Source organism: Streptomyces sp. NBC_00536, assembly GCF_036346295.1.
GTDB lineage: Bacteria > Actinomycetota > Actinomycetes > Streptomycetales > Streptomycetaceae > Streptomyces.
Genome location: NZ_CP107819.1, coordinates 7,702,801 through 7,721,806 on the forward strand (window position 1 = coordinate 7,702,801; position 19,006 = coordinate 7,721,806).

Genomic DNA, 19,006 nt, shown 5'->3' on the forward strand with positions numbered 1-19,006 from the left:
GCGCCAGGTCCCCGGCGCCGCCGTCACTTGACGAGCTTGCCCTGCGGGGTGACCGTGAACCACGTGCCGCCCACGCCCTGACCAGCGGTGTCGCCCGGGTTCTGGTCGCCGGTGAACCAGTACAGCGGCCAGCAGTCGATCGCCAGCTGCTTAGTGCCGTCCGCACGGGTGTAGGTGCTGAGCAGCTTCGGGTCGACGCCCTCGACCTTGTCCGCGTCGACCGGCTGGGCGGGCTTCCACTTGTCGAGGCAGGCGCCCTCGCAGTTCGACTTCATCGGCCACGCGGTGTCCTTGGTGAAGCGGTAGAGCGTACGGCCCTTGCCGTCCCGGAGGATCTTGCCGAGCGTCTTGTCGTCGGTGGCCGACAGGGCGGGCAGGGCGGGCTGCTCCGGCTGCCCCGCCGCGGGCGCGCCCGCCTTCTTGCCCTCCGGGGTGACCGCGAACCACGTGCCGCCCACGCCCTGGCCGTTGGTCTGGCCGGGCGCGGTGTCCTTCGCGAAGCGGTACACGGGCCACCCCGCGATGGTGACCTGCTCCGTACCGTCCGCCCGCTTGAGGGAGCCGAGGGCGCCGGCGGGGACGGCGCCCGCCGCGACGCCCTTGGCCGGGGCCGGGGGCCAGGTCTTCGCGCAGTCACCGGAGCAGGCGGAGGTCGAGGCGGGCTTCGCGGTGTCCTTGTCGAAGCGGTAGAGCGTGAATCCGGCGGAGTCCGTCACGACCTGGCCGAGCTTGGCGTCCGTACGGACCGCCAGGGGGCCGGACGCGGCGCCCGCGGGGGCCGCCGCGCCGTCCCCGTAGCCGTACGGGTCGGCGGCCGCCGACGGGGCCGCCGCGGGGACCTGGGCGCCCGCGGGCTTGGCGTCCGTCTTCCCGCTCGCCTGCGTGCCGCAGGCCGTCGCGCCGAGGAGCAGCGCGGTCGCGGCTCCGGCGAGGGTGAGCTTGCGCAGGTTCATCATGACAACTCCCGTAATCCGGTGGTTCGTTTCAAACTGTCGGCACCGCAAACACGCGACCCCCTCGGGACGGGTTCAACGAATTCCGGGAGTTTCTTCAGTCGGCTGCGTCAGGGGGCCGCGGCGGACCGGCCGCGCACACACGAAAGCGCCGGTCGGGGGCGTCCCCCGGCCGGCGCTCCGCGCCGTGCGCCGCACGCGCCGCGTGCGGCGCCGCTCAGGCGGGCAGCGGTACGGACACGAACGACGTGCCCGCCTCGTTCTGCACCACGATCTCCTTCACGTCGCCCGGATCCACGGCGGCGGAACCGTCCAGGGCCGCGCCCTTGCCCGCGCCGTTCTCCTGGGCGCCCACGACCCAGCTGCCCGCCGTGGTGCGCGTACCGTCCCGGGCGACCACCACCAGCAGGCAGCGCTCGCCCGCGGGCACCCCGGTCACCGCCGCGTGCACCCGCACCCAGCGCGCGGCGGGCGTCATCTGTACGGTCATGCGCGCCCCGGTCCGCGTATCGGTGGCCGAGGCCACCCTGGTCCCCACCGGGGGTGGTGAGGGGGAGGCCGTCGCCGTCGGGGGCGGCGCCGGGGGCCCGTCGGCCACGTCTCGGCCGTCTCCGGCGCCCAGTCGCGTCCCGGCCCAGAACACGGCCGCGAGCGACGCCGCGACCGCGAGCCCCACGACGGCCGCGCGGCGCCGGGACCGCCCGGCGCGCTCGCCCCGCATCTGCCGCAGCGTGCGCTGGAGCAGCAGGTCGCCGCCCTCCGGCGGCCCTTCCAGGAACGCCTCCTCGGGGACTTCCCCGAGCGCGGCCTCCATCTCACGCAACGCGGCCACCTCCTCGCGGCACCGCACGCAGCCGCTCACGTGTTCTTCGACGCGGCGGACCTCGGCGTCGTCGAGGACGCCGAGCACGTAGGGGCCGAGCAGTTCCTCCTCGTGCAGCTCCCGGTTCATGCCACCACCTCCTGCAGTCCGGGCTGCTGGGGCGGCCTGCCCGGTCGGTTGCCTCTGCTGCCCCGATTGTTCCTGCCTTCCCTGCCGGTGCCCGCGCCGGCGCCGTCCCGGAACGCCTCGCGCAATGCCTTGAGGGCGTAGTGCGAGCGGGACTTGACCGTGCCCGCCGGGATGCCGAGGGCGTCCGCGGCTTCCGTGACGCTGAGCTGGCGGTAGTACAACTCCTTGATGACGTCCCGGTGTTCGGGGGTCAGCCGGTCCAGGGCGCCCAGTACGGTCATGGAGTCCACGACGGAGTCGGCGTGGTCCAGCTCCACCGGCGGGGTGGCCGCGGATCCGGAGACCTCCTGCGGCCGGGCCGCCTTGGCCCGGTACCGGTCGGTGATGATGTTGCGGGCCACGGTGAGCAGCCAGCCGCGCACCGAGCCCTTTCCGTTGACCAGGACCTCGGAATGCCGCCAGGCACGGATGAACGTCTCCTGGACGACGTCCTCGGCGGCGGCCCGGTCCCCGGTCAGCCGGGTCGCGTACGCGAGCAGGGCGTGCCCGTGCTCCTCGTACACCGACCTGATCAGTGCCTCATCGGTCGAGCCCCGCCGGCCGCGGGGCCACAGTGGTCCGGCCATCTCACACCCTCTCCGTCTTCCTCGCGTGCGTGGTGCGGTCCGTACACGCCGCCCGGGAGCCCCGGGTTCATGTGGCCTGCGTCACACGCTCCGTGTTCTGTCCGCCGTGCTCAGCAGTGGCGGCCGGAGTTGAGGCAGGACACCACGCCCGCCATCGCGGCGTCCGTCATCACGTTCACGAACATCGCGTGGTCCGTCTTCGGGCTGTGCCGCTGCTCGGGGAAGGAGTCGAGGGAGACCGGCGCGCCCGGCGGCACGTCGTAGGCGAGGGAGATCCGCAGCCGCGGCACCGCGAAGGTGCCCTGCGGGCAGATCCCGCCCGCGCCGGGGAACACCAGGTGCGAGCGGTGGTCGAAGCTCGCCGTGTCCAGGCCGTTCCAGCAGCTGGGGAAGACCAGCGTGCGGGTGAGGCGCCGGCCCGCCGGGCAGCGGGGGTAGCGGGTGGTGGACCGGTCGGGCGTGCCCGAACAGCCCCAGCGGGCCCGGACGTCGGCGTCGTCGGCCGCGGTGGCGGCCACCGGGTCGCCGGTCATCGCGCGCAGGAACCGGGGCATCGCCACCACCTGGCTCACCGGGTTGCCGAGGAACTCCACGGAGACGGCGGCCTCCGGGAGGATCGCGCCCGCGTTCCCGTGCCCCGCCGCGCCCTCGCGGGGGTGCGCCGCGGGCCGGTCCGGGCGGCGCAGGACCGGCCAGTAGTACGTGGAGCGGTCGCCGCCCCGGCAACTGGTGGCGGCCGCGGCCAGGGTGTCGTCCGTGGACATCGCGTCGGTGGACAGGTTGCCGACGTAGGCGTGCGTGTGGTGGGCGCCCGCACGCAGGCCGGGGGAGACCACGAGGTTGTCCTCGTTGTAGTGGCCCTCCTCGTCACGGCCGCAGTCCACCGTCACCGTCCCGGCGGAGCCGCCCGGGCCGGGCGGCGGATCGGCGGGGCCGGGCGGTACGTCGCGGATGTCCACGAAGTCGCCCGGCGCGGGGCGGTCCGCGGCGGCCGTCCCGGAATGCTCCGTCCCCGAATGCGCCGCGCCGGAATGCGCCGTACCGGCCGCTTCCACGGGCCGCGCCGCTTCGGCCGCCCGCGTGGCGCCCAGCACGGCGCCGGTGAGCCCGCCGCCGAGCAGCAGGCAGATCAGCAGCGCGAGCAGTCGGCGTTCCGTCCCCATGACGGCCACGGTCGCCGCTCGCGCGGGCGCGGTCAACCGTGTCTCACGGACGGGACAAGGGCGGGACGCGGACGGGACAAGGCCGCCGGTCGGAGGCCGCGCGCCGGGGGTCGCGGGGCAGTGGCAGGGGCTGAGCAAGGGTTTTCCCCGTATCGAGTTCATCCCGGCGTTGCCTACTGTCTGCCCACCGGCGGTCTCGCCCGGGCCGAACATCCGCCCCGCCAACCCCACATGGCGCGGCGCTCTGCGGCCCGGCGCTTCCCCGGTACCGCCGGTACCCCTCCTCGTCGACGCGGGCGGGGTCGTGGCGAGCGGTGGTGGCCGGGGCGTGTCGAGGAGCCCTCTCCGGTCGCCGCCGCCCTCGCGGCGGGCCAAGCCCCACACACCCCTCCCCGGTCGTCCGTCCTCTCCCCGTCGTTCACCGCCCCCTCCCGCACACCGCCGTGCGGGAACCGTGCCTCCTCCCCGATGCCCACCCCCCACGCAACCTCCCACACAGCACCACACCGGCCGCCCCCGGCCCGCCGGGGGCGGCCCGCGAAAGGGAACACCGTGCACGCATCCAGACGTCGGCTCATATCCGTGGTGGCGGTCTCCGTCACCCTGCTCGCAGGCAGCGCCACCACCTCGATGGCACTCGGCCGCCCGGCCGCGGCTCCGGCCGCGGCTCCGGCCGCCGCCCCGGTCCCCGTGGCCCCGGCCGCGCCCGCCACCGGTTCGGCCCCCGTCGAGAACCTCATCGTCGGCTACAAGTCCTCGGCCACCGAGGCCAGTTCCAACACGGCCGCCGCCGACGACGCCGTCGCCAAGGGCCACAAGAGCGGCAAGAAGACGAAGTTCGAGCGCAGGCTCGGCACCGGCGCCGCGCTGGTCAACCTCGGCGGAGCCGTCGCCCCGGCCGAGGCGGCCGGTGTGATCGCCCAGTTCCGCGCCGACCCGGACGTCGCCTACGTCGAGCCGGACTCCCGCGCCTACGCCATGGCCACCCCGGACGACACCGAGTACGCCAAGCAGTGGGACCTCTTCGAGCCCACCGCGGGCATGAACGTCCCCGGTGCCTGGGCCACGACCACCGGTACCGGCGTCACCGTCGCCGTCATCGACACCGGTTACGTCGCCCACTCCGACGTGGCCGCGAACATCGTCCCCGGCTACGACTTCATCACCAGCTCCACCGCCGCCCGTGACGGCAACGGCCGCGACAACAACCCCGCCGACCAGGGCGACTGGAGCGCGGCCGAGGAGTGCGGCACCGGCTCCAAGGCCAGCGACTCCTCCTGGCACGGCACCCACGTGGCCGGCACCATCGCCGCGGCCACCAACAACGGCAAGGGCATCGCGGGCATCGCCTACGGCGCCAAGATCCAGCCCGTCCGCGTGCTCGGCAAGTGCGGCGGCGCCACCTCGGACATCGTCGACGCCATCACCTGGGCCTCGGGCGGTTCCGTCCCCGGCATCCCGGCCAACCCGACCCCCGCCAAGGTCATCAACATGAGCCTCGGCGGCTCCGGCTCCTGCGGCACCAGCTACCAGAACGCCATCAACGCGGCCGTCGGGCGCGGCACGACCGTCGTCGTCGCCGCGGGCAACAGCAACGCGGACGCCAGCGGCTTCACCCCCGCCAGCTGCAACAACGTCATCGCCGTCGCCGCGACCAACCGGACCGGCGACCGCTCCTTCTACTCCAACTTCGGCCCCCTCGTCGACATCGCCGCCCCGGGCGGTGAGACCCGCCGCGCCACCGACACGCCCGGCACCGTCACCACCCCCGAGAACGGCATCCTGTCCTCGCTGAACGCGGGCACCACCACCCCCGGCGCCGAGATCTACAAGCCCTACCAGGGCACCAGCATGGCCGCCCCGCACATCGCCGGGCTCGCCGCGCTCCTCGTCTCCGCCAAGCCCTCCCTCACCCCGGCCCAGGTCGAGTCGGCCATCAAGGCCAACGCCCGCCCGCTGGCCGGCACCTGCACCGGCGGCTGCGGAGCCGGTCTCGCCGACGCGGCCGCGACCGTGGCCGCGGTGACCTCGGGCACCCCGGCCCCGGCCTACGAGAACACCACCGACGTCGCCATCCCGGACAACGCCGGCGCCGTCTCCTCCTCGATCACCGTCTCCGGCCGCACCGGCAACGCCCCGGCCACCCTCAAGGTGAACGTGGACATCAAGCACACCTACCGCGGTGACCTCGTCATCGACCTCGTCGGCCCCGGCGGCGCCGTGGTCAAGCGGCTGCAGAACTCGTCCAGCGACAGCGCCGCGAACATCCTCACCACCTACACCGTCGACGCCTCCGCACTGCCCGCCAACGGCACCTGGCAGCTGAAGGTCCAGGACGTCGCCGCCGCGGACACCGGCTACATCGACTCCTGGAGCCTCGGCTTCTGAACCGGCTCCACCGCTGGACCGGCTCCACTGCTGAACCTGCTTCTCAACCGGCTCCTGAAACGGCCGGCCAGCCCGGCCACACCGGCCTGACGGGCCGATAGTACGGACCAAGCCGGCCCCCGGACCTGCTGATACACCGCGTATTGGCTGGTCCGGCGGGCTTTCCGGTCACCTGACTGATTTCTGCGTCACAATCCGGGTCCGTCCGGCGGCGGACCTCGTATTGTCGCGCTCACAGAAGCGGCACAGGAACTGGGGACCGAGAGGCTGGTGGCTGTGCGTGGCGGCGACGGGGAACGCTGACACGACCGTCGGACACGGTGAACTCATCGAGGCGGTGGACCGCGCGCTGACCACGCACGGCCGCGCCGTCCTCACCGGACCGGCAGGCTCGGGCAAGACCGAAGTACTGCACGCCATCGCGGCGGCCGCCACCGGCCGCCGCGAACGCGTGCTCCGGCTCGCGCCGGAAGCGGCCGACCAGTGGATACCCGAGGCCTCCGCGGCCGCCCTCCTCGCCTCCGTCCCGCGCACGGCCCTCGACCGCCTCGCCCCGCCGCAGCGCACCGCCATCGCCCTGCTGCGCCGCGAGGCCGACGCCCCCCGGGCCGGACGCGACCACGTCGCCCTGCGCCTCGCCGTGGTCGAAGTGCTCCGCACCCTCGCCGACCGCAGCCCCCTGCTCCTCGTCCTCGACAACGCCCAGTGGCTCGACGCCGAGACCACCGACCTGCTGCGGTTCGCCCTGCGCCTGACGCCCCGCGGCGTCCGGGTCCTGGTCGCCGAATGCGTCCAGGGCGGCGCCCCCGTCGCCGCGACCCTCTGCGGGCCCGGCACCCCGACCGTGCGGGTGCCGCCGCTCGGCGCCGACGAGGTCGCCGAACTCCTCGTCCGCCGCGGCCTGCCCGCCCGCCTCGCCGGCCGGATCCACCAGGCCAGCGGCGGGAACCCGCGCCTCGCCCTCGCCTTCGGCCACTCCCTCGCCGAGGCCCGCGACGGCGCCGCGCACCACGCCGACACCCTGCCCCTGTCCGGCCAGGCCCGCGAGGTGGCCCGGCGGCTGCTCGCCGAGGCCCCGGCCCGCGCCCACCGCACCCTGCTCCTCGCCGCCCTCGCGGCCCGCCCCACCACCGCCCTGCTCCGCCGCGCCGGACGCCCCGACGCGGAGGCCGAGCTGGCCGAAGCCGAACGGGCCGCGCTGGTGACCGTACGGGACGACGGCACCGTCGAATTCACCGCGGGAGCCCTGCCCACGGCCCTCGCCGCCGACGCGGGCTGGCCCGAACGGGCCGCCGGGCACGCCGCGTTGGCCCGGGCCGTCGACGACCCCGTCCAGGCCGTCCGGCACCGCGCCCTCGCCGTGGACACCCCCGACGAGGACCTCGCCGCCGAGATCACGGAGGCAGCCGCGGCCAGTCGCCGCCGGGGCAGACGGGCCCTGGCCGCCGAACTCGGCCTGCTGGCCGCGGAACGCACCCCGGCCGACCGCCCCGCCGCCGAACTGGCCCGCCTGGTCGGCGCCGCCGAGGACGCGGGCTGGGCCGGCCGCGCCGACCTCGCCCGCCGCGCCGCCCGCGCCGTCCTGGCCCGCGACGCCTCGCCCGCCGACCGGGTACGGGCCCGGCTCGCCGTGATCGACGCCGCCGGGCAGGCCCTCGCCGACCTCGACGAGACCTTCGCCCACGCCCGCGCCGACGCCGCCGCCGACCCCTCGCTCCAGGCCGCCGTCCAGCTGCGGATCGCCTGGAAGCTCAATCTCTGCGACGGCGACCCCGTCCGCTCCCGCGACGCCGCCGCCGAAGCCGGGGTACTGGCCGCCACCGGCGGGGACCAGGTCGCCGAGGCCATGGCCCTGACCGTACGGGCCCGGATGGGCCGGATCCTGGGGGACCCGGACGCCGAGGACATCCTGGCCGAGGCCCTCACCCTGCCCGCCCCCGAGGTACCGCTCGGCATGCGCAACGCCCCGCAGTACCTCGCCGTCCGCCACGCCCTCTTCGACGACCGGCTCACCGACGCCCGCGAACAGCTCCTGGTCCTGCTGCCCGCCGTCCAGCGCACCGGCTCCGCCGAGGACGTCTTCGAGGTGCTGCGCAGCCTCACCGAGGTCGAACTGCGCCGCGGCCGCTGCGCGGCGGGCCGCGCCCACGCCCGGCGCGCCCTGGAACTGACCATCGAGGCGGGCCTCTCGCCCGGCCCGGCCTGGTACGTCGCCGCCACCGCGGAGGCCACCGGCGGCAGCTTCGCGCGCGCCACCGGCTACGCCCGGCGCGGCATCCAGGCCTCCGAGGAGGAACGCGACCAGGTCTTCCTCTCCCGCAGCCTCTTCGCCCTCGGGCAGGTCGAACTGGCGACGGGGGAGACCGCGAAGGCCGTGGCCACCCTGCGCCGGGTCGCCGAACTGGAGGCCGCCCAGCAGGTCGTCGACCCCTCGGTGCTGCGCTGGCACGGGGAACTCGCCGAGGCCCTCGTCGCCGCCGACGCCCCCGACGAGGCCGGTGAGCTGGCCGGGTCCGTCCGTACGGTCGCCCTCGCCCTGGGCCGCACCGCCGTGGTCGCCGCCCTCGACCGGGCCCTCGGCCTGGTGCTCTCCGCGCGCGGCGAGACGGACGCGGCCGTCGCCCTGCTGGAGGCCACCGCGGACCGCTTCGACCGCCTCGAACTGCCCCTGGAACGCGGCAGGACCCTGCTCGCCCTCGCCCGGGTGGAACGCAGGCGCCGCCGTCGCGCCCCCGCCCGCGCCGCGCTGCGCACGGCCGCCCAGATCTTCGCGCAGGCCGGGGCGAAGCCCTGGACGGACCTGGCCGCGGAGGCCCCGCCCGGCCCGGCGGGCGGGCCCGACGGCGCGGCCGGTCACCCCGGGGCCGCGGCGCTCACCGAGGCCGAGACCCGGCTCGCGCTGCTCGTCGGCCAGGGGGCCAGCAACCAGGAGGCCGCCGACCGGCTCTTCGTGAGCGTCAAGACGGTGGAGGCGCGGCTGACCCGCATCTACCAGAAGCTCGACGTCCGCTCCCGGGCCCAGCTGGCCACCGCGCTGCGGGCGCGGTGAGGGCGGGCGGGGCCGCGGGCCGGGCGGCCGTAATCGGCTGGCCCGAAACGGCCGGTGGCCCTAGGGTGCGCGCATGACGATCATGGGTGCTCAGCACATAGACGAAGCGGTGTCCCTCACCACGAAGGCCCTGCGCGCCGTCGCGGACCGCGACTGGGCGGTCCCGGCCGACGGGCTCGACTGGAGCTGTTACGACACCGCCGTCCATGTGGCGTGCGACTTCACCGCCTACGCGGGCCAGTTGACGGCCCGGGCGAGCGAGGCGTGGGTGCCCTTCGAGATCGCCGCCGATCCGGGGACCACACCCGCCGGGCTGATCCAGAGCATCGAGGCGACCGGCGGGATCCTCTCGGCCGTGGTCGCCACGAGCGCCCCCGACGTCCGGGCCTGGCACCCGTACGGCGCGGCCGGCGCGGAAGACTTCGCGGCGATGGGCGTCGTGGAGGCCTTCGTGCACACCCATGACATGCTCCGCGGCCTCGGGGTCACGGACTGGGAGCCGTCCGTGGAGCTGTGCGCGGCGGTCCTGGACCGGCTCTTCCCGCACGCGCCGCGCGTGAACTCCCCCTGGCCGACCCTGCTGTGGGCCACCGGCCGGGGCGAACTGCCGGGCCTGCCCCGCCTGTCGGCGTGGCGCTGGCACACCGCCCCCATCCGGACGGAGCGGCTCGTGCTCTGCGAGATCGCCCCGGTGACCGGCGCCGACCTGCACGCCGGGGGCACGGGCGGGTTCGCGTGGGCCGAGGACGGGCCGTACGAGGGCACCCGGATGGCCGCCGGAATGGTGGCCAGGGCGCACGAGGCGGGCACCCGCCGGCCCGGCTGGGGCGCGTACGCGATCGTCCGCGCCGCCGACGCGACCGCGGTGGGCGGCATCGGCTTCCACGCGGCCCCCGACGGCGACGGGAACGCCGAGATCGGCTACGACCTGGTGCCCTCGGCCCGGGGCAACGGCTACGCCACCGAGGCGGTACGGGCCTTGGCGGCCTGGGCCCTCGCCCAGCCCGGCCTGACCACGCTGCACGCCACCGTCGACGACGACAACCTGGCCTCGCACGCGGTCGTCGGCCGGGCCGGATTCACGAAGAGCGGCGCGGGCGAGGGAGACGTCCGCTACACCCGCACCGCCGTCTGACGGCCGTCCGGCCGCCGGGCTCCTGTGGGATCAGGAGCGGGAGAGGAGCACCGCGCCCGCGAGGACCACGCCGAGCACCACGGCCAGCGCGCCGAAGACCGGGCGGTGCTCGCGCAGCACCGGCACGTACCGGTCGAGGGCGAACCGGCCGGGACCGGTGAGGGCGAGGGCCGCGGCGGCGGCCGTCAGCAGCAGCTCGTACTCGATGCCCGCGGGCGCGAAGAAGTGGCCGGTGCCATGGACGGCGATCGCGTTGACCATGGTGCCGATCACGGCGGCCGCGGCCAGCGGGGTCAGCAGTCCGACGGCGAGGCCGAGTCCGCCCAAGGTCTCGGAGAGACCGGCGACGACCGCCATGGTCTTGCCGGCCGGGTAACCGCTCATGGTGAAGAACTGGCCGGTCCCGCTGATTCCGCCGCCGCCGAACCAGCCGAAGAGCTTCTGGGAGCCGTGGGCCGCCATGGTGAGGCCGAGGACGAGGCGCAGGATCAGCAGTCCGCTGCCCGCGAAGGGGTGTGCGTGCGGCGCGGCGGGAGTCGTGGGGGAGTGTGTGGGGGCGAGGGTGGGCGTGGGGGTGGGGGTCATCGGGGAGATCCTTCCCGGTGGGGACTGTCCGTAGAAGCGATGAGGTCATTCGAATTTGAACGACCAGGTCAGACCCTAGCCCGTGATTTAAATTGGAACAACTTGACATAAGCTGGAGACATGGCTGAAACAAGATGGCTGGATGACGACGAGATGCGCGCGTGGCAGGGCTTCCTCGCCGCCTCGGCGCTGGTGAACCGCCGTCTGGACCAGCAGTTGAAGGACGACTCCGGCCTCTCGCACGCCCAGTACGAGATCCTCGTCCGGCTCGCGGGGGCCACGGACGGCGAGCTGCGCATGACCGAACTCGCGCACGGCCTGATCAACTCCAAGAGCGGGCTGACCTACCAGGTCACCCAGATGGAGAAGGCCGGACTGGTCCGGCGCCGCAGCTGCCCCTCCGACGTGCGCGGAATCTACGCGGTCCTGACCGAGGCGGGCCGCGACCGCCTCGACGCGGCGGCCCCCGGCCACGTCGCGGCGGTCCGCGAGGCCCTGATCGACGTCCTCACCCCCGCGCAACTGTCCGCCGTGGCCGACGGCCTCGGCGAAGTCGCCCGCCGGCTCCGCGACTCCTAGACGCTCTCGGGGCCGCCCTGCGCGGCCGCCTCCGGCGCGTGCGGGATCAGGGTGTGCAATTCGGCCAGGTCCAGGGCCATGACGGCGATGTCGGCGGTGCCGTCCGCGTAGGTGCAGGACAGGATGCGGGAGCCGGGGTTGATCACCATGCCCTCCCGGACGGAGGGCGGGCGGACTCCCGTGGAGCGGGCCCCGGTCAGCGGCGCGGGCTCGCCGCGCGCGGGTACCCAGCGCACGGCCTCCGGGCCGCCGTACACCCGGCCCATGCGCCAGCGCCCGTGGCCCGCGGGCAGTCGGGCCATGCCGGGAATGCCGACGGGGGCCGTGTCGGAGGCGGCCGTCACCCGCTGGAGGTGCCTGCGCCGGACGAGCCAGCCGGCGCCGCCGGCCGCGAGGGCAATGAATACGAACTCGATCACCTGCCCCATTGAAACACAGGTGTGCGGCCCCGGAATGCGGCCGTAATCCGCCTTAACGGCCCCCGGATATCTGACTAGCGTCTCCCGCGTCCAGTTCATGGCCCCGTTCGTGCGGGGTCGACAAGGGGGATGAATGAAGATCGGAATTCGGCGCTCGATCGCACTCGTGGGCGCCCTCGCCGTGCTGCCGATCATGACCGTCTCCGCACACGCGGGAACACCCGGTGCGCTGTCCGCCGACACGGTGGCCGCCATGACGCCCGAGCGACAGGCGGAAGTCCTGGGGCCGTTGAGGCTGGCGGCCGACGCCGTGGCGCAGGTGGGGCGAGGGGCCCGGGCGGATGTGTACACCCAGGTCGAACTCGCATCCGACTATCGTTCCGTCAATGTTTATCTGACCGATGTCGCACAAGGCCGCGATTTCCTCTCCGCGGTGCGCAAAACGAATCCGAAAGCCGACACCGGGCTGATTCACATCGTCCGGGGAAAGAAATCCGCGCAGCAGCTCAAGAAGGAAATCGCGGAGATCGCCGACCGTAAGGATCTCCCCTTCAAGGTCGCCCTCGCGGGTAGCACCCCCGACGGCGGATCCATCCAGCTCGCCGTGGACGATCCCGCCTCCGCCCGCGGCTACTTCGCCTCACCGGCCGTCACGGCGCGCCGCGCCGCGGGCGCCGCCACCGCCGTCCAGGTCACCCAGGCACCCCCCTCCCGGCCCCTGACCCGGGAGAACGACACCTCGCCCTTCTACGCGGGAGCGGCCCTCGGCCCCAACATCGGCGGCCAGGCCCACTGCACGAGCGGCATCCCGGCGGTCAGCACCTGGGACGGCCGCCAGTGGCTGGTCACGGCGGGCCACTGCCACAACGTGAACGACAACGTCTACACGATGGGCGGCAACTACATCGGCCAGGTCAAGTACAAACTCCCCGCCGTCGACTCGGCGTTCATCGAGGCACCCACCAACCGCTACACGTGGGACGGCCTCGACGCCACGGGCTACACCCGCTACCTCAACGGCGTGCGCAACGTCGCCGTCGGTGACTTCACCTGCCAGCTCGGCTACAACACCAAGGTCTTCTGCAACATCCGTACGGTCTATGCGGGCAACGCCAGCTGGAACGTCAACGGCACGACCGTGAACGGAAGTTACGGCGTCCCCCACTACGGAGGGATCGTCGGCCGAGGTGGCGACAGCGGTGGTCCGGTGATCACCATCAACGACCAGAACTCCCGCCAGCTCAACGGCATCGTCAGCTACGGCTACGGCTGCAACGCCTCCCAGGAATGCAGCACCGGCCTGGCCTGGGTGGACGTGTGGTCGATCTTCAACGCCTTCGCGATCAAACTGAACCCGTCCTGACCGTTCTGAGCCTTCCTGACCCGTCCTGACCTCAACGTTCCAGCGCGGCCCACAGCTGTGGGTCCTCGAAGCCGAGGGCCCACAGCCCGGTGCCCCGGACCCCGTGACGGTCCAGTACGGCCAGGTGGGCCGCCGAGCCCCGCGCGTCCTGGTACCAGACCTCGTGCTCCTCCCCGTCGTCGTCGGTGTAGTCGAAGTGCGGGGTGCCGGACACCGGGTCGAAGGCCCGGGCCGCGCCCACCCGTACGCGCAGGGCCTCGGCCTCCCGGCTGGTCACGTGGCCCGCGCGGGCCCCCGAGCCCACGGTCCAGTTCCAGCCGTAGGCGGGCAGCGCCACCTCCAGCTTCGCGCGCGGGACCACCCCGACGGCGTACCCGACGAACCGGTCGTACCAGTCCAGGGAGGACAGCGGGCCCGGCTCGCCGAGCGCGTCGTGCAGGTTGTACCCCATGATCCGCAGCGTGTCCGCGACCTTGCCCAGGTGTGCGTAGTCGAAGGCGAGCCCGTCCCCGTCCACCCGGGGCATGACGGTCACGACGCAGGTCTTGCCCACCGCGTGCAGCCGGGCGCACAGCTCCTCGGTCAGCCGGTTGTAGCCGTCACGGACCTTCCCGGTCAGCGCCGGGTCCGTGGTTTCGGCCATCCGCTCGTAGTCCAGGTCGAGGCCGTCGTAGGACCGGCTCGTCACCACGTCCATCAGGGCGTCCACGTGCGTGGCGCGTTCGTCCGGATCGCCCAGCAGCCCGGCCATCGCGGCGGGTCCGGGGGTCTCGGTCACCGTCGGGACGACCTTGATCCCCTTGCCATGTAGACCGTCGATGATCCGCCGGTCACCGGCCCCCGCCTCACCCGTGACGGTGTCGGCCGCCGAGGCCGTGTACCAGAAGGGACTGACCGTGTGCAGCTGGTCGGCATGGGCCAGCGCCGAGGCGTAACCGGCCTCGGTGTCCCAGTACGGCAGCCAAGCGGAGCTGGTACGGGTCCGCGCGCGGGCCGCGTCGGCGGGCGCGGCGCCGGGCCCGGTCCGGCCGGCGGGCGCGCTCGCCGTGGTGAGGAGCACGGCGGCCAGCGCGGCGGCGCAGCGCAGGGACACGGGAAGGGACGGGAGCACGGGACAGGACGGGGATGAATCCGGCGAGGGCGTGGTCGTCATAGTCCGAACCTGGCCCGGTCGGAGCGCTCCGGGAGCTCCGGACGCGCCGAATGGGTCCGAGCACACACCGATCGGCCCACCCGGCCGTGCGTCCGCGACGCGGGCCGCACCCGTTCGCAGGACGTGGCGGCGCCGGGGAATGCGCGGCGGCGGCGCGTGGTTCGGATCATCGCGACACCCGACCACACCGCACGCTTGGAGAAGTCCATGAAGATCGGCATCATCGGCGCAGGCAACATCGGCGGCAACCTGACGCGCCGTCTGACCTCCCTCGGCCACGAGGTGTCCGTGGCCAACTCGCGTGGCCCGCAGACCCTGGCCGCCCTCGCCGAGGAGACCGGGGCCACCCCCGTCACCGTCGCCGAGGCGGCGCGCGGCGCGGAGATCGTCGTCGTCACCATCCCCCTGAAGAACGTGCCGGACCTGCCCTCCGGCCTCTTCGACGGGGCGGCCGACGGCTTCGTCGTGATCGACACCGGCAACTACTACCCGCAGCAGCGCGACGGCCGGATCGCGGGCATCGAGGACGAGGGGCTGACCGAGAGCCGCTGGACGGCGCGGCAGCTCGGCCGGACGGTGGTCAAGGCCTTCAACGGCACCTACGCCGAAGACCTGTTGACCCGGCCGCTCCCGGCGGGCGACCCGGACCGGGTGGCCCTGCCGGTCGCCGGTGACGACGAGGCGGCGAAGAAGACCGTCCGCGCCCTCATCGACGAACTCGGCTTCGACTCCGTCGACGCGGGCGGCCTCGACGACTCCTGGCGCCAGCAGCCCGAAACCCCCGTGTACGGGCTGCGCGGCGGTGTCCAGGCCGTCACCGAAGCGCTCGCAGCCGCCTCCCCGGTCCGCCAGGACGGCTTCAAGGGCTGACGGTCCAAGGGCTGACGGTCCATGGGCTGACGGACCGGGCAGCGGCCTACCGCGCCGTCAGTTCCGCGACGGTGGCGGCCACCACCCCGAAGAGGTCACCGATGGTGGTCAGGCTCGCGCTCTGCAGCACCGCGGCGGGGACGACGCTTCCGTCGGGCGCGGCCAGCGTGCGGGTGGCGGTCGCCTCGGCGACCACGGCGGGCCGGTATCCGAGGTTGAAGGCGCCCTGGGCGGTGAAGGTGACGCACATGTGCGTCATGAAACCGGCGAGCACCAGGTCCGGAGCGGCGCCCAGCTCCCGCAGGGTCTCCTCCAGCGTGGTGGCGTGGAAGGCGTTCGGGACCGTCTTGACCACGACCGGTTCGCCGTCCCGGGGTGCGACCTCGGGGCTGATCGAGCCGATCTCGGCCCGGATGTCGTACGGGCCGCCCGCGCCGCCGTCGTTGACTACGTGCACCACGGGCGAGCCCGCGGCGCGGGCGGCGGCGAGCAGGCGTGCGCCGGCCGCCAACGCGGCCTCGGCGCCCTCCAGTTCCATCACTCCGGTGCGGTAGGTCTGCTGGAAGTCGATCATGATCACGGTCGTCGTGGCGCCGAGCCGGGGGAGCGCGGGGTCGAGCCCGGACAGCTCGCGCAGGGTGGCGGAGGGCGTGACGACGGGGGCAGCGGTGACGGACATGGGAAGTGGACCTCTCGTTCGGTTCGTACGGTTCGTGTGGTTCGTGCGTTGAGTACGGCGAAATGGGCATGGCGAAGCTGCGGATGCGGCGGGCCGGGGAGTGCGGGAGGGTCAGAGCGCGGTGCGGAAGCGGCGCCGGTAGGCGGCGGGAGTGGTGGCGATCTGCTTGCGGAAGGCGCGGTGCAGGGTCTCCACCGACCCCAGTCCGGCGGCCGCCGCGATCCGTTCGAGCGGCTCGTCGGTGGTTTCCAGCAGCCGCCGGGCGGCCTCCACCCGGGCCGCCTCCACGTATCCGGCCGCGCCGACGCCCGTCTCCCGGCGGAAGGTCCGGGCGAAGTGCCGCTCGCTCACGCACATGCGCTCCGCGAGCGCGGCGGCGGAGAGATCGCAGTCGAGATGGTCGGCGATGTACGCGCACAGCTCGTCGATGTCCCGGCGCGCGGCCGCCGGACGGCTGAGCGGGACGCTGAACTGGCTCTGGCCGCCCTGCCGTTTGAGGTACATGACCAGATGGCGGGCCACGGCCAGGGCCAGTTCCTCGCCCAGGTCCTCGGTGACCAGGGCGAGCGCCAGGTCCATGCAGGCGCTGATGCCGGCCCCGGTCCACACCCGCCCGGAGCGGACGAAGATCGGGTCCGGGTCGACCTGGACCCGCGGGTGCTCGGCCGCGAGCCGTGCGGCGGTGGACCAGTGCGTGGTGGCCCGCCGCCCGTCCAGGAGTCCCGCCGCGGCCAGCAGGTGCGCGCCCACGCACACCGAGGCCACGCGGCGGGCGTGCGGGGCGGTGACCTTGATCCACTCGACCACGTCGTCGTCGATGCGGGGGACGGGCCCGTCGGGCCCCAGCTCCACCGCCCCGGGCACCAGCAGGGTGTCCACCGCGGCCCCGACCTCCGCGAACGTCAGGTCGACGGCGAGGCGGACCCCGGCCGAGGTGGTCACCTGGCCGGGCTCGGGGCCCGCCAGCCGCACCTCGTAGGCGCGGCTGGCCGACTCGCGGTTGGCCAGCGCGAAGACCTCGGCGGGGCCGGTGACATCGAGCAGGTCGACGTCCGGGAAGACCGCGATGACGACACGGTGGGGAGTGGGCATGCGTCCATCCTCACCGCCCGGTCCGATGGCCGCAATGACGGTTCTCTGTCACATACGGACACCGGGCCACCGGGGAGAGGGGAACCCCGGCGCGGCTACGCTGCCACGGGGGAAAGGTGCGCGACGACCTCCTCGAAGGTGTCCGCCACCCAGGTCGGTCCGGCCGTGGCCAGTTCGGCCGCGGAGTGCACCCCGTAGGTGACGGCCACCGACCGCATTCCGGCCGCCTTCGCCATCAGCAGGTCGTGGGTGGTGTCCCCGACCATCACCGCGTGCTCCGCGGCGACGGCCAGCCGCTCCAGGATGACCTGTCCGGATTCGGGGTCGGGCTTGGGCCGGGTGACCTCGTCCGCGCCGATCACCACGGCGAAGGAGGCGCGCAGCCCGGCCGCGGTGAGCAGCGCGTCCGCCGGGGCGTGGAACTTGCTGGTCGCGACGGCGAGCGCCACCCCGTCCTCCCGCAGCCGTGCGAGTCCCTCCACGACCCCGGGAAAGACCAGGCCGGGGGCCTGCGGGAGGACTATGGTGTCGAAGAACTTCCGGTAGAGCCGGACGGCCTCGGCCACTTGGGCGTCGGCCGGCTCTCGCTCCAGGAGGAGGGCGAAGGCCCGCTCCAGGGGGAGTCCGATGGTCGCCCGCACCGCGAGGTCCGCGGGCCGGGTGACGCCCAGCGCGTCGAAGGCCGCCCCGAAGGTCGACACGATCGCGCGCGGGGAGTCGACGAGTGTTCCGTCCAGGTCGAATACGGCGAGTCTGATCATGAGGCCGAACCTACCGGGGCGGCCCGCAGAAGCGCGCCGTGCGCGGAGGCCAGTCGGCCCGCCGCCTCGGCGCAGGTCACGAGCACGGCCATGTTGGCCCGCGCGGCCCGCCCGTCGGTGGCGGCGTCCACGGCGCGCATCAGGTACTTGGTGAGCCCCTGACCCGTGACCCCGTCCCGGTCGGCCGCGGTCACCGCCCGCGCGATGGCCGCCTCCACCTCCGCCGAGTCGATGGCGTCCTCCTCGCTGACCGGGGTGGTGATCAGGAACGAGGTGGGGCCGCCCAGCGCCCGGTGGGTCTCGACGGCGCGCGCCAGGGTGTCCGGGTCGTCGATCCGGTGCGGGGCGCGGTGGCCGCTCGTACGGCAGTAGAAGGCCGGGAAGTCGTCCGAGCCGTACGCCACCACCGGTACGCAGTGGGTCTCCAGGTACTCCAGGGTGAGGCCGAGGTCCAGGATCATCTTCGCGCCCGCGGAGACGACCGCGACCCGGGACCGGGTGAACTGGATCAGGTCCGAGGAGATGTCGAAGCTCTGCTGGGCACCGCGGTGCACCCCGCCGATCCCGGCGGAGGAGAACCAGCGGATCCCCGCCAGCTCGGCGGCCACCAGCGAGGAGGCCACGGTGGTGGCCCCCGGGCCGCCCCGGGCGAGGACCACCGGGAGGTCCCTGCTGGAGACCTTCGGGATGCCGGGCAGGGAGGCGAACCGCTCGATGTCCGCGTCGCTCATGCCGACGCGGACCGCGCCGTCCTCCACGCAGACCGTGGCGGGGACCGCCCCGCCCGCGCGGACGGCGTCCTCGACCTTGCGGGCCGTGGCCGCGTTGTCGGGGTAGGGCAGGCCGTGCGTGATGACGTTGCTCTCCAGGGCCACCACCGCCCGGCCCTCGTGGAGGGCCTCGCGGACCTCCTCCGTGTACACGAGGGGGACCCCCGCGAGGGCGCTCACGCGCCGTCCCAGTAGCCCGGCGCCTTCAGCAGCAGCTCCCGGCGGGCGGCGATGTCGGTGACGACCAGGTCGTTCCAGTCCTCGGCGGCCACCGGTTCGAGCGAGATCGACACGACGTCCTCGCCGACGTCGAAGGCCTCGGTGACGGCCGCCGTGACCGCCTTGTCGAAAGCGGCGAGCCGCTCGGGAGTGATGTCCTTGGGAAAGTGACGGATGTGGACGTGGGGCACGGAGCCCCTCCTTTCGGTCGTGAGGTCTGTGCGGTCGGCGGTCGGCGGTCGGCGGTCGG

General features: G+C 74.0%; 18 protein-coding genes. 6 read left to right on the forward strand and 12 right to left on the reverse strand.

Annotation, left to right across the window (positions count from 1 at the left end; genetic code table 11):
• Positions 1-23: 23 nt before the first annotated feature.
• The 4 genes from OHS33_RS32950 to OHS33_RS32965 all read right to left on the reverse strand — a co-directional run bounded on the left by OHS33_RS32950 (position 24) and on the right by OHS33_RS32965 (position 3,694).
• Positions 24-956 (reverse strand): SCO0930 family lipoprotein, encoded by a 933-nt coding sequence (locus tag OHS33_RS32950; RefSeq protein WP_330334073.1) that lies wholly within the window; start codon positions 954-956, stop codon positions 24-26.
• Between the two features lie 214 nt (positions 957-1,170).
• A complete protein-coding gene (locus OHS33_RS32955; protein ID WP_330334074.1) occupies positions 1,171-1,905 on the reverse strand; it encodes an anti-sigma factor family protein in 735 nt (244 codons plus the stop codon).
• Complete coding sequence (locus OHS33_RS32960; RefSeq protein WP_330334075.1) at positions 1,902-2,531, reverse strand: sigma-70 family RNA polymerase sigma factor; 630 nt, start codon at positions 2,529-2,531, stop codon at positions 1,902-1,904. The genes OHS33_RS32955 and OHS33_RS32960 overlap by 4 nt, the downstream gene beginning before the upstream one ends.
• 110 nt (positions 2,532-2,641) lie before the next feature.
• Positions 2,642-3,694, reverse strand: a complete 1,053-nt coding sequence (locus OHS33_RS32965; RefSeq protein WP_330334076.1) for a DUF1996 domain-containing protein — start codon at positions 3,692-3,694, stop codon at positions 2,642-2,644.
• A gap of 630 nt (positions 3,695-4,324) precedes the next feature.
• On the opposite strand from OHS33_RS32965, the gene OHS33_RS32970 reads away from it, so the two are divergent.
• The 3 genes from OHS33_RS32970 (at position 4,325) to OHS33_RS32980 (ending at position 10,266) form a co-directional block, all read left to right on the forward strand.
• On the forward strand, positions 4,325-6,082 hold the full coding sequence (locus OHS33_RS32970; protein ID WP_330335298.1) for a S8 family serine peptidase: 1,758 nt from the start codon (positions 4,325-4,327) through the stop codon (positions 6,080-6,082).
• A 280-nt stretch (positions 6,083-6,362) separates the two neighbouring features.
• A complete protein-coding gene (locus OHS33_RS32975; protein WP_330334077.1) occupies positions 6,363-9,131 on the forward strand; it encodes a helix-turn-helix transcriptional regulator in 2,769 nt (922 codons plus the stop codon).
• Between the two features lie 73 nt (positions 9,132-9,204).
• Complete coding sequence (locus OHS33_RS32980; protein ID WP_330334078.1) at positions 9,205-10,266, forward strand: GNAT family N-acetyltransferase; 1,062 nt, start codon at positions 9,205-9,207, stop codon at positions 10,264-10,266.
• 30 nt (positions 10,267-10,296) lie between these two features.
• Here OHS33_RS32980 and OHS33_RS32985 read toward each other — a convergent pair whose 3' ends face one another.
• Entirely contained in the window at positions 10,297-10,851 is a 555-nt protein-coding gene (locus tag OHS33_RS32985) for a DoxX family protein (protein WP_330334079.1), read from the reverse strand.
• 120 nt (positions 10,852-10,971) lie between these two features.
• Here OHS33_RS32985 and OHS33_RS32990 point away from each other — a divergent pair, with 120 nt between their 5' ends.
• The gene (locus OHS33_RS32990) at positions 10,972-11,430 is read left to right on the forward strand and encodes a MarR family winged helix-turn-helix transcriptional regulator (RefSeq protein ID WP_330334080.1); all 459 of its coding nucleotides are present in this window, start codon (positions 10,972-10,974) and stop codon (positions 11,428-11,430) included.
• Here OHS33_RS32990 and OHS33_RS32995 read toward each other — a convergent pair.
• Entirely contained in the window at positions 11,427-11,849 is a 423-nt protein-coding gene (locus tag OHS33_RS32995; RefSeq protein WP_330334081.1) for a hypothetical protein, read from the reverse strand. The two genes, OHS33_RS32990 and OHS33_RS32995, sit on opposite strands and share 4 nt — an antisense overlap.
• Positions 11,850-11,982: 133 nt before the next feature.
• On the opposite strand from OHS33_RS32995, the gene OHS33_RS33000 reads away from it, so the two are divergent.
• Complete coding sequence (locus OHS33_RS33000; protein WP_330334082.1) at positions 11,983-13,212, forward strand: hypothetical protein; 1,230 nt, start codon at positions 11,983-11,985, stop codon at positions 13,210-13,212.
• A gap of 31 nt (positions 13,213-13,243) precedes the next feature.
• Here OHS33_RS33000 and OHS33_RS33005 read toward each other — a convergent pair whose 3' ends face one another.
• Positions 13,244-14,365 (reverse strand): glycosyl hydrolase family 18 protein, encoded by a 1,122-nt coding sequence (locus tag OHS33_RS33005; protein ID WP_330334083.1) that lies wholly within the window; start codon positions 14,363-14,365, stop codon positions 13,244-13,246.
• A 168-nt stretch (positions 14,366-14,533) separates the two neighbouring features.
• Between OHS33_RS33005 and OHS33_RS33010 the strand changes: the two genes are divergently transcribed.
• Positions 14,534-15,235, forward strand: coding sequence for an NADPH-dependent F420 reductase (locus OHS33_RS33010; RefSeq protein WP_443065485.1), 702 nt, complete (start codon positions 14,534-14,536; stop codon positions 15,233-15,235).
• A gap of 46 nt (positions 15,236-15,281) precedes the next feature.
• Here OHS33_RS33010 and OHS33_RS33015 read toward each other — a convergent pair whose 3' ends face one another.
• From OHS33_RS33015 to OHS33_RS33035, 5 genes are all read right to left on the reverse strand, one after another.
• Positions 15,282-15,914 carry an isochorismatase family protein gene (locus OHS33_RS33015; protein WP_330334085.1) on the reverse strand — a complete coding sequence of 211 codons (633 nt, stop codon included), beginning with the start codon at positions 15,912-15,914 and terminating at the stop codon, positions 15,282-15,284.
• Positions 15,915-16,025: 111 nt separating this feature from the next.
• Positions 16,026-17,006 carry a GlxA family transcriptional regulator gene (locus OHS33_RS33020; protein WP_330334086.1) on the reverse strand — a complete coding sequence of 327 codons (981 nt, stop codon included), beginning with the start codon at positions 17,004-17,006 and terminating at the stop codon, positions 16,026-16,028.
• A 95-nt stretch (positions 17,007-17,101) separates the two neighbouring features.
• Positions 17,102-17,767 carry an HAD family hydrolase gene (locus tag OHS33_RS33025; RefSeq protein ID WP_330334087.1) on the reverse strand — a complete coding sequence of 222 codons (666 nt, stop codon included), beginning with the start codon at positions 17,765-17,767 and terminating at the stop codon, positions 17,102-17,104.
• Complete coding sequence (locus OHS33_RS33030; RefSeq protein WP_330334088.1) at positions 17,764-18,717, reverse strand: pseudouridine-5'-phosphate glycosidase; 954 nt, start codon at positions 18,715-18,717, stop codon at positions 17,764-17,766. Before OHS33_RS33030 ends, OHS33_RS33025 begins: the two co-directional genes overlap by 4 nt.
• Entirely contained in the window at positions 18,714-18,947 is a 234-nt protein-coding gene (locus tag OHS33_RS33035; protein WP_330334089.1) for a tautomerase family protein, read from the reverse strand. The genes OHS33_RS33030 and OHS33_RS33035 overlap by 4 nt, the downstream gene beginning before the upstream one ends.
• Positions 18,948-19,006: the final 59 nt, after the last annotated feature.

Excerpts from the sequence above, each read along its gene's own strand:
- OHS33_RS32950 (WP_330334073.1), bottom strand. The coding sequence starts at position 956 with ATGATGAACCTGCGCAAGCTCACCCTCGCCGGAGCCGCGACCGCGCTG.
- OHS33_RS32955 (WP_330334074.1), bottom strand. The coding sequence starts at position 1,905 with ATGAACCGGGAGCTGCACGAGGAGGAACTGCTCGGCCCCTACGTGCTC.
- OHS33_RS32960 (WP_330334075.1), bottom strand. The coding sequence starts at position 2,531 with ATGGCCGGACCACTGTGGCCCCGCGGCCGGCGGGGCTCGACCGATGAG.
- OHS33_RS32965 (WP_330334076.1), bottom strand. The coding sequence starts at position 3,694 with ATGGGGACGGAACGCCGACTGCTCGCGCTGCTGATCTGCCTGCTGCTC.
- OHS33_RS32970 (WP_330335298.1), top strand. The coding sequence starts at position 4,325 with ATGGCACTCGGCCGCCCGGCCGCGGCTCCGGCCGCGGCTCCGGCCGCC.
- OHS33_RS32980 (WP_330334078.1), top strand. The coding sequence starts at position 9,205 with ATGACGATCATGGGTGCTCAGCACATAGACGAAGCGGTGTCCCTCACC.
- OHS33_RS32985 (WP_330334079.1), bottom strand. The coding sequence starts at position 10,851 with ATGACCCCCACCCCCACGCCCACCCTCGCCCCCACACACTCCCCCACG.
- OHS33_RS32990 (WP_330334080.1), top strand. The coding sequence starts at position 10,972 with ATGGCTGAAACAAGATGGCTGGATGACGACGAGATGCGCGCGTGGCAG.
- OHS33_RS33000 (WP_330334082.1), top strand. The coding sequence starts at position 11,983 with ATGAAGATCGGAATTCGGCGCTCGATCGCACTCGTGGGCGCCCTCGCC.
- OHS33_RS33005 (WP_330334083.1), bottom strand. The coding sequence starts at position 14,365 with ATGACGACCACGCCCTCGCCGGATTCATCCCCGTCCTGTCCCGTGCTC.
- OHS33_RS33015 (WP_330334085.1), bottom strand. The coding sequence starts at position 15,914 with ATGTCCGTCACCGCTGCCCCCGTCGTCACGCCCTCCGCCACCCTGCGC.
- OHS33_RS33020 (WP_330334086.1), bottom strand. The coding sequence starts at position 17,006 with ATGCCCACTCCCCACCGTGTCGTCATCGCGGTCTTCCCGGACGTCGAC.
- OHS33_RS33025 (WP_330334087.1), bottom strand. The coding sequence starts at position 17,767 with ATGATCAGACTCGCCGTATTCGACCTGGACGGAACACTCGTCGACTCC.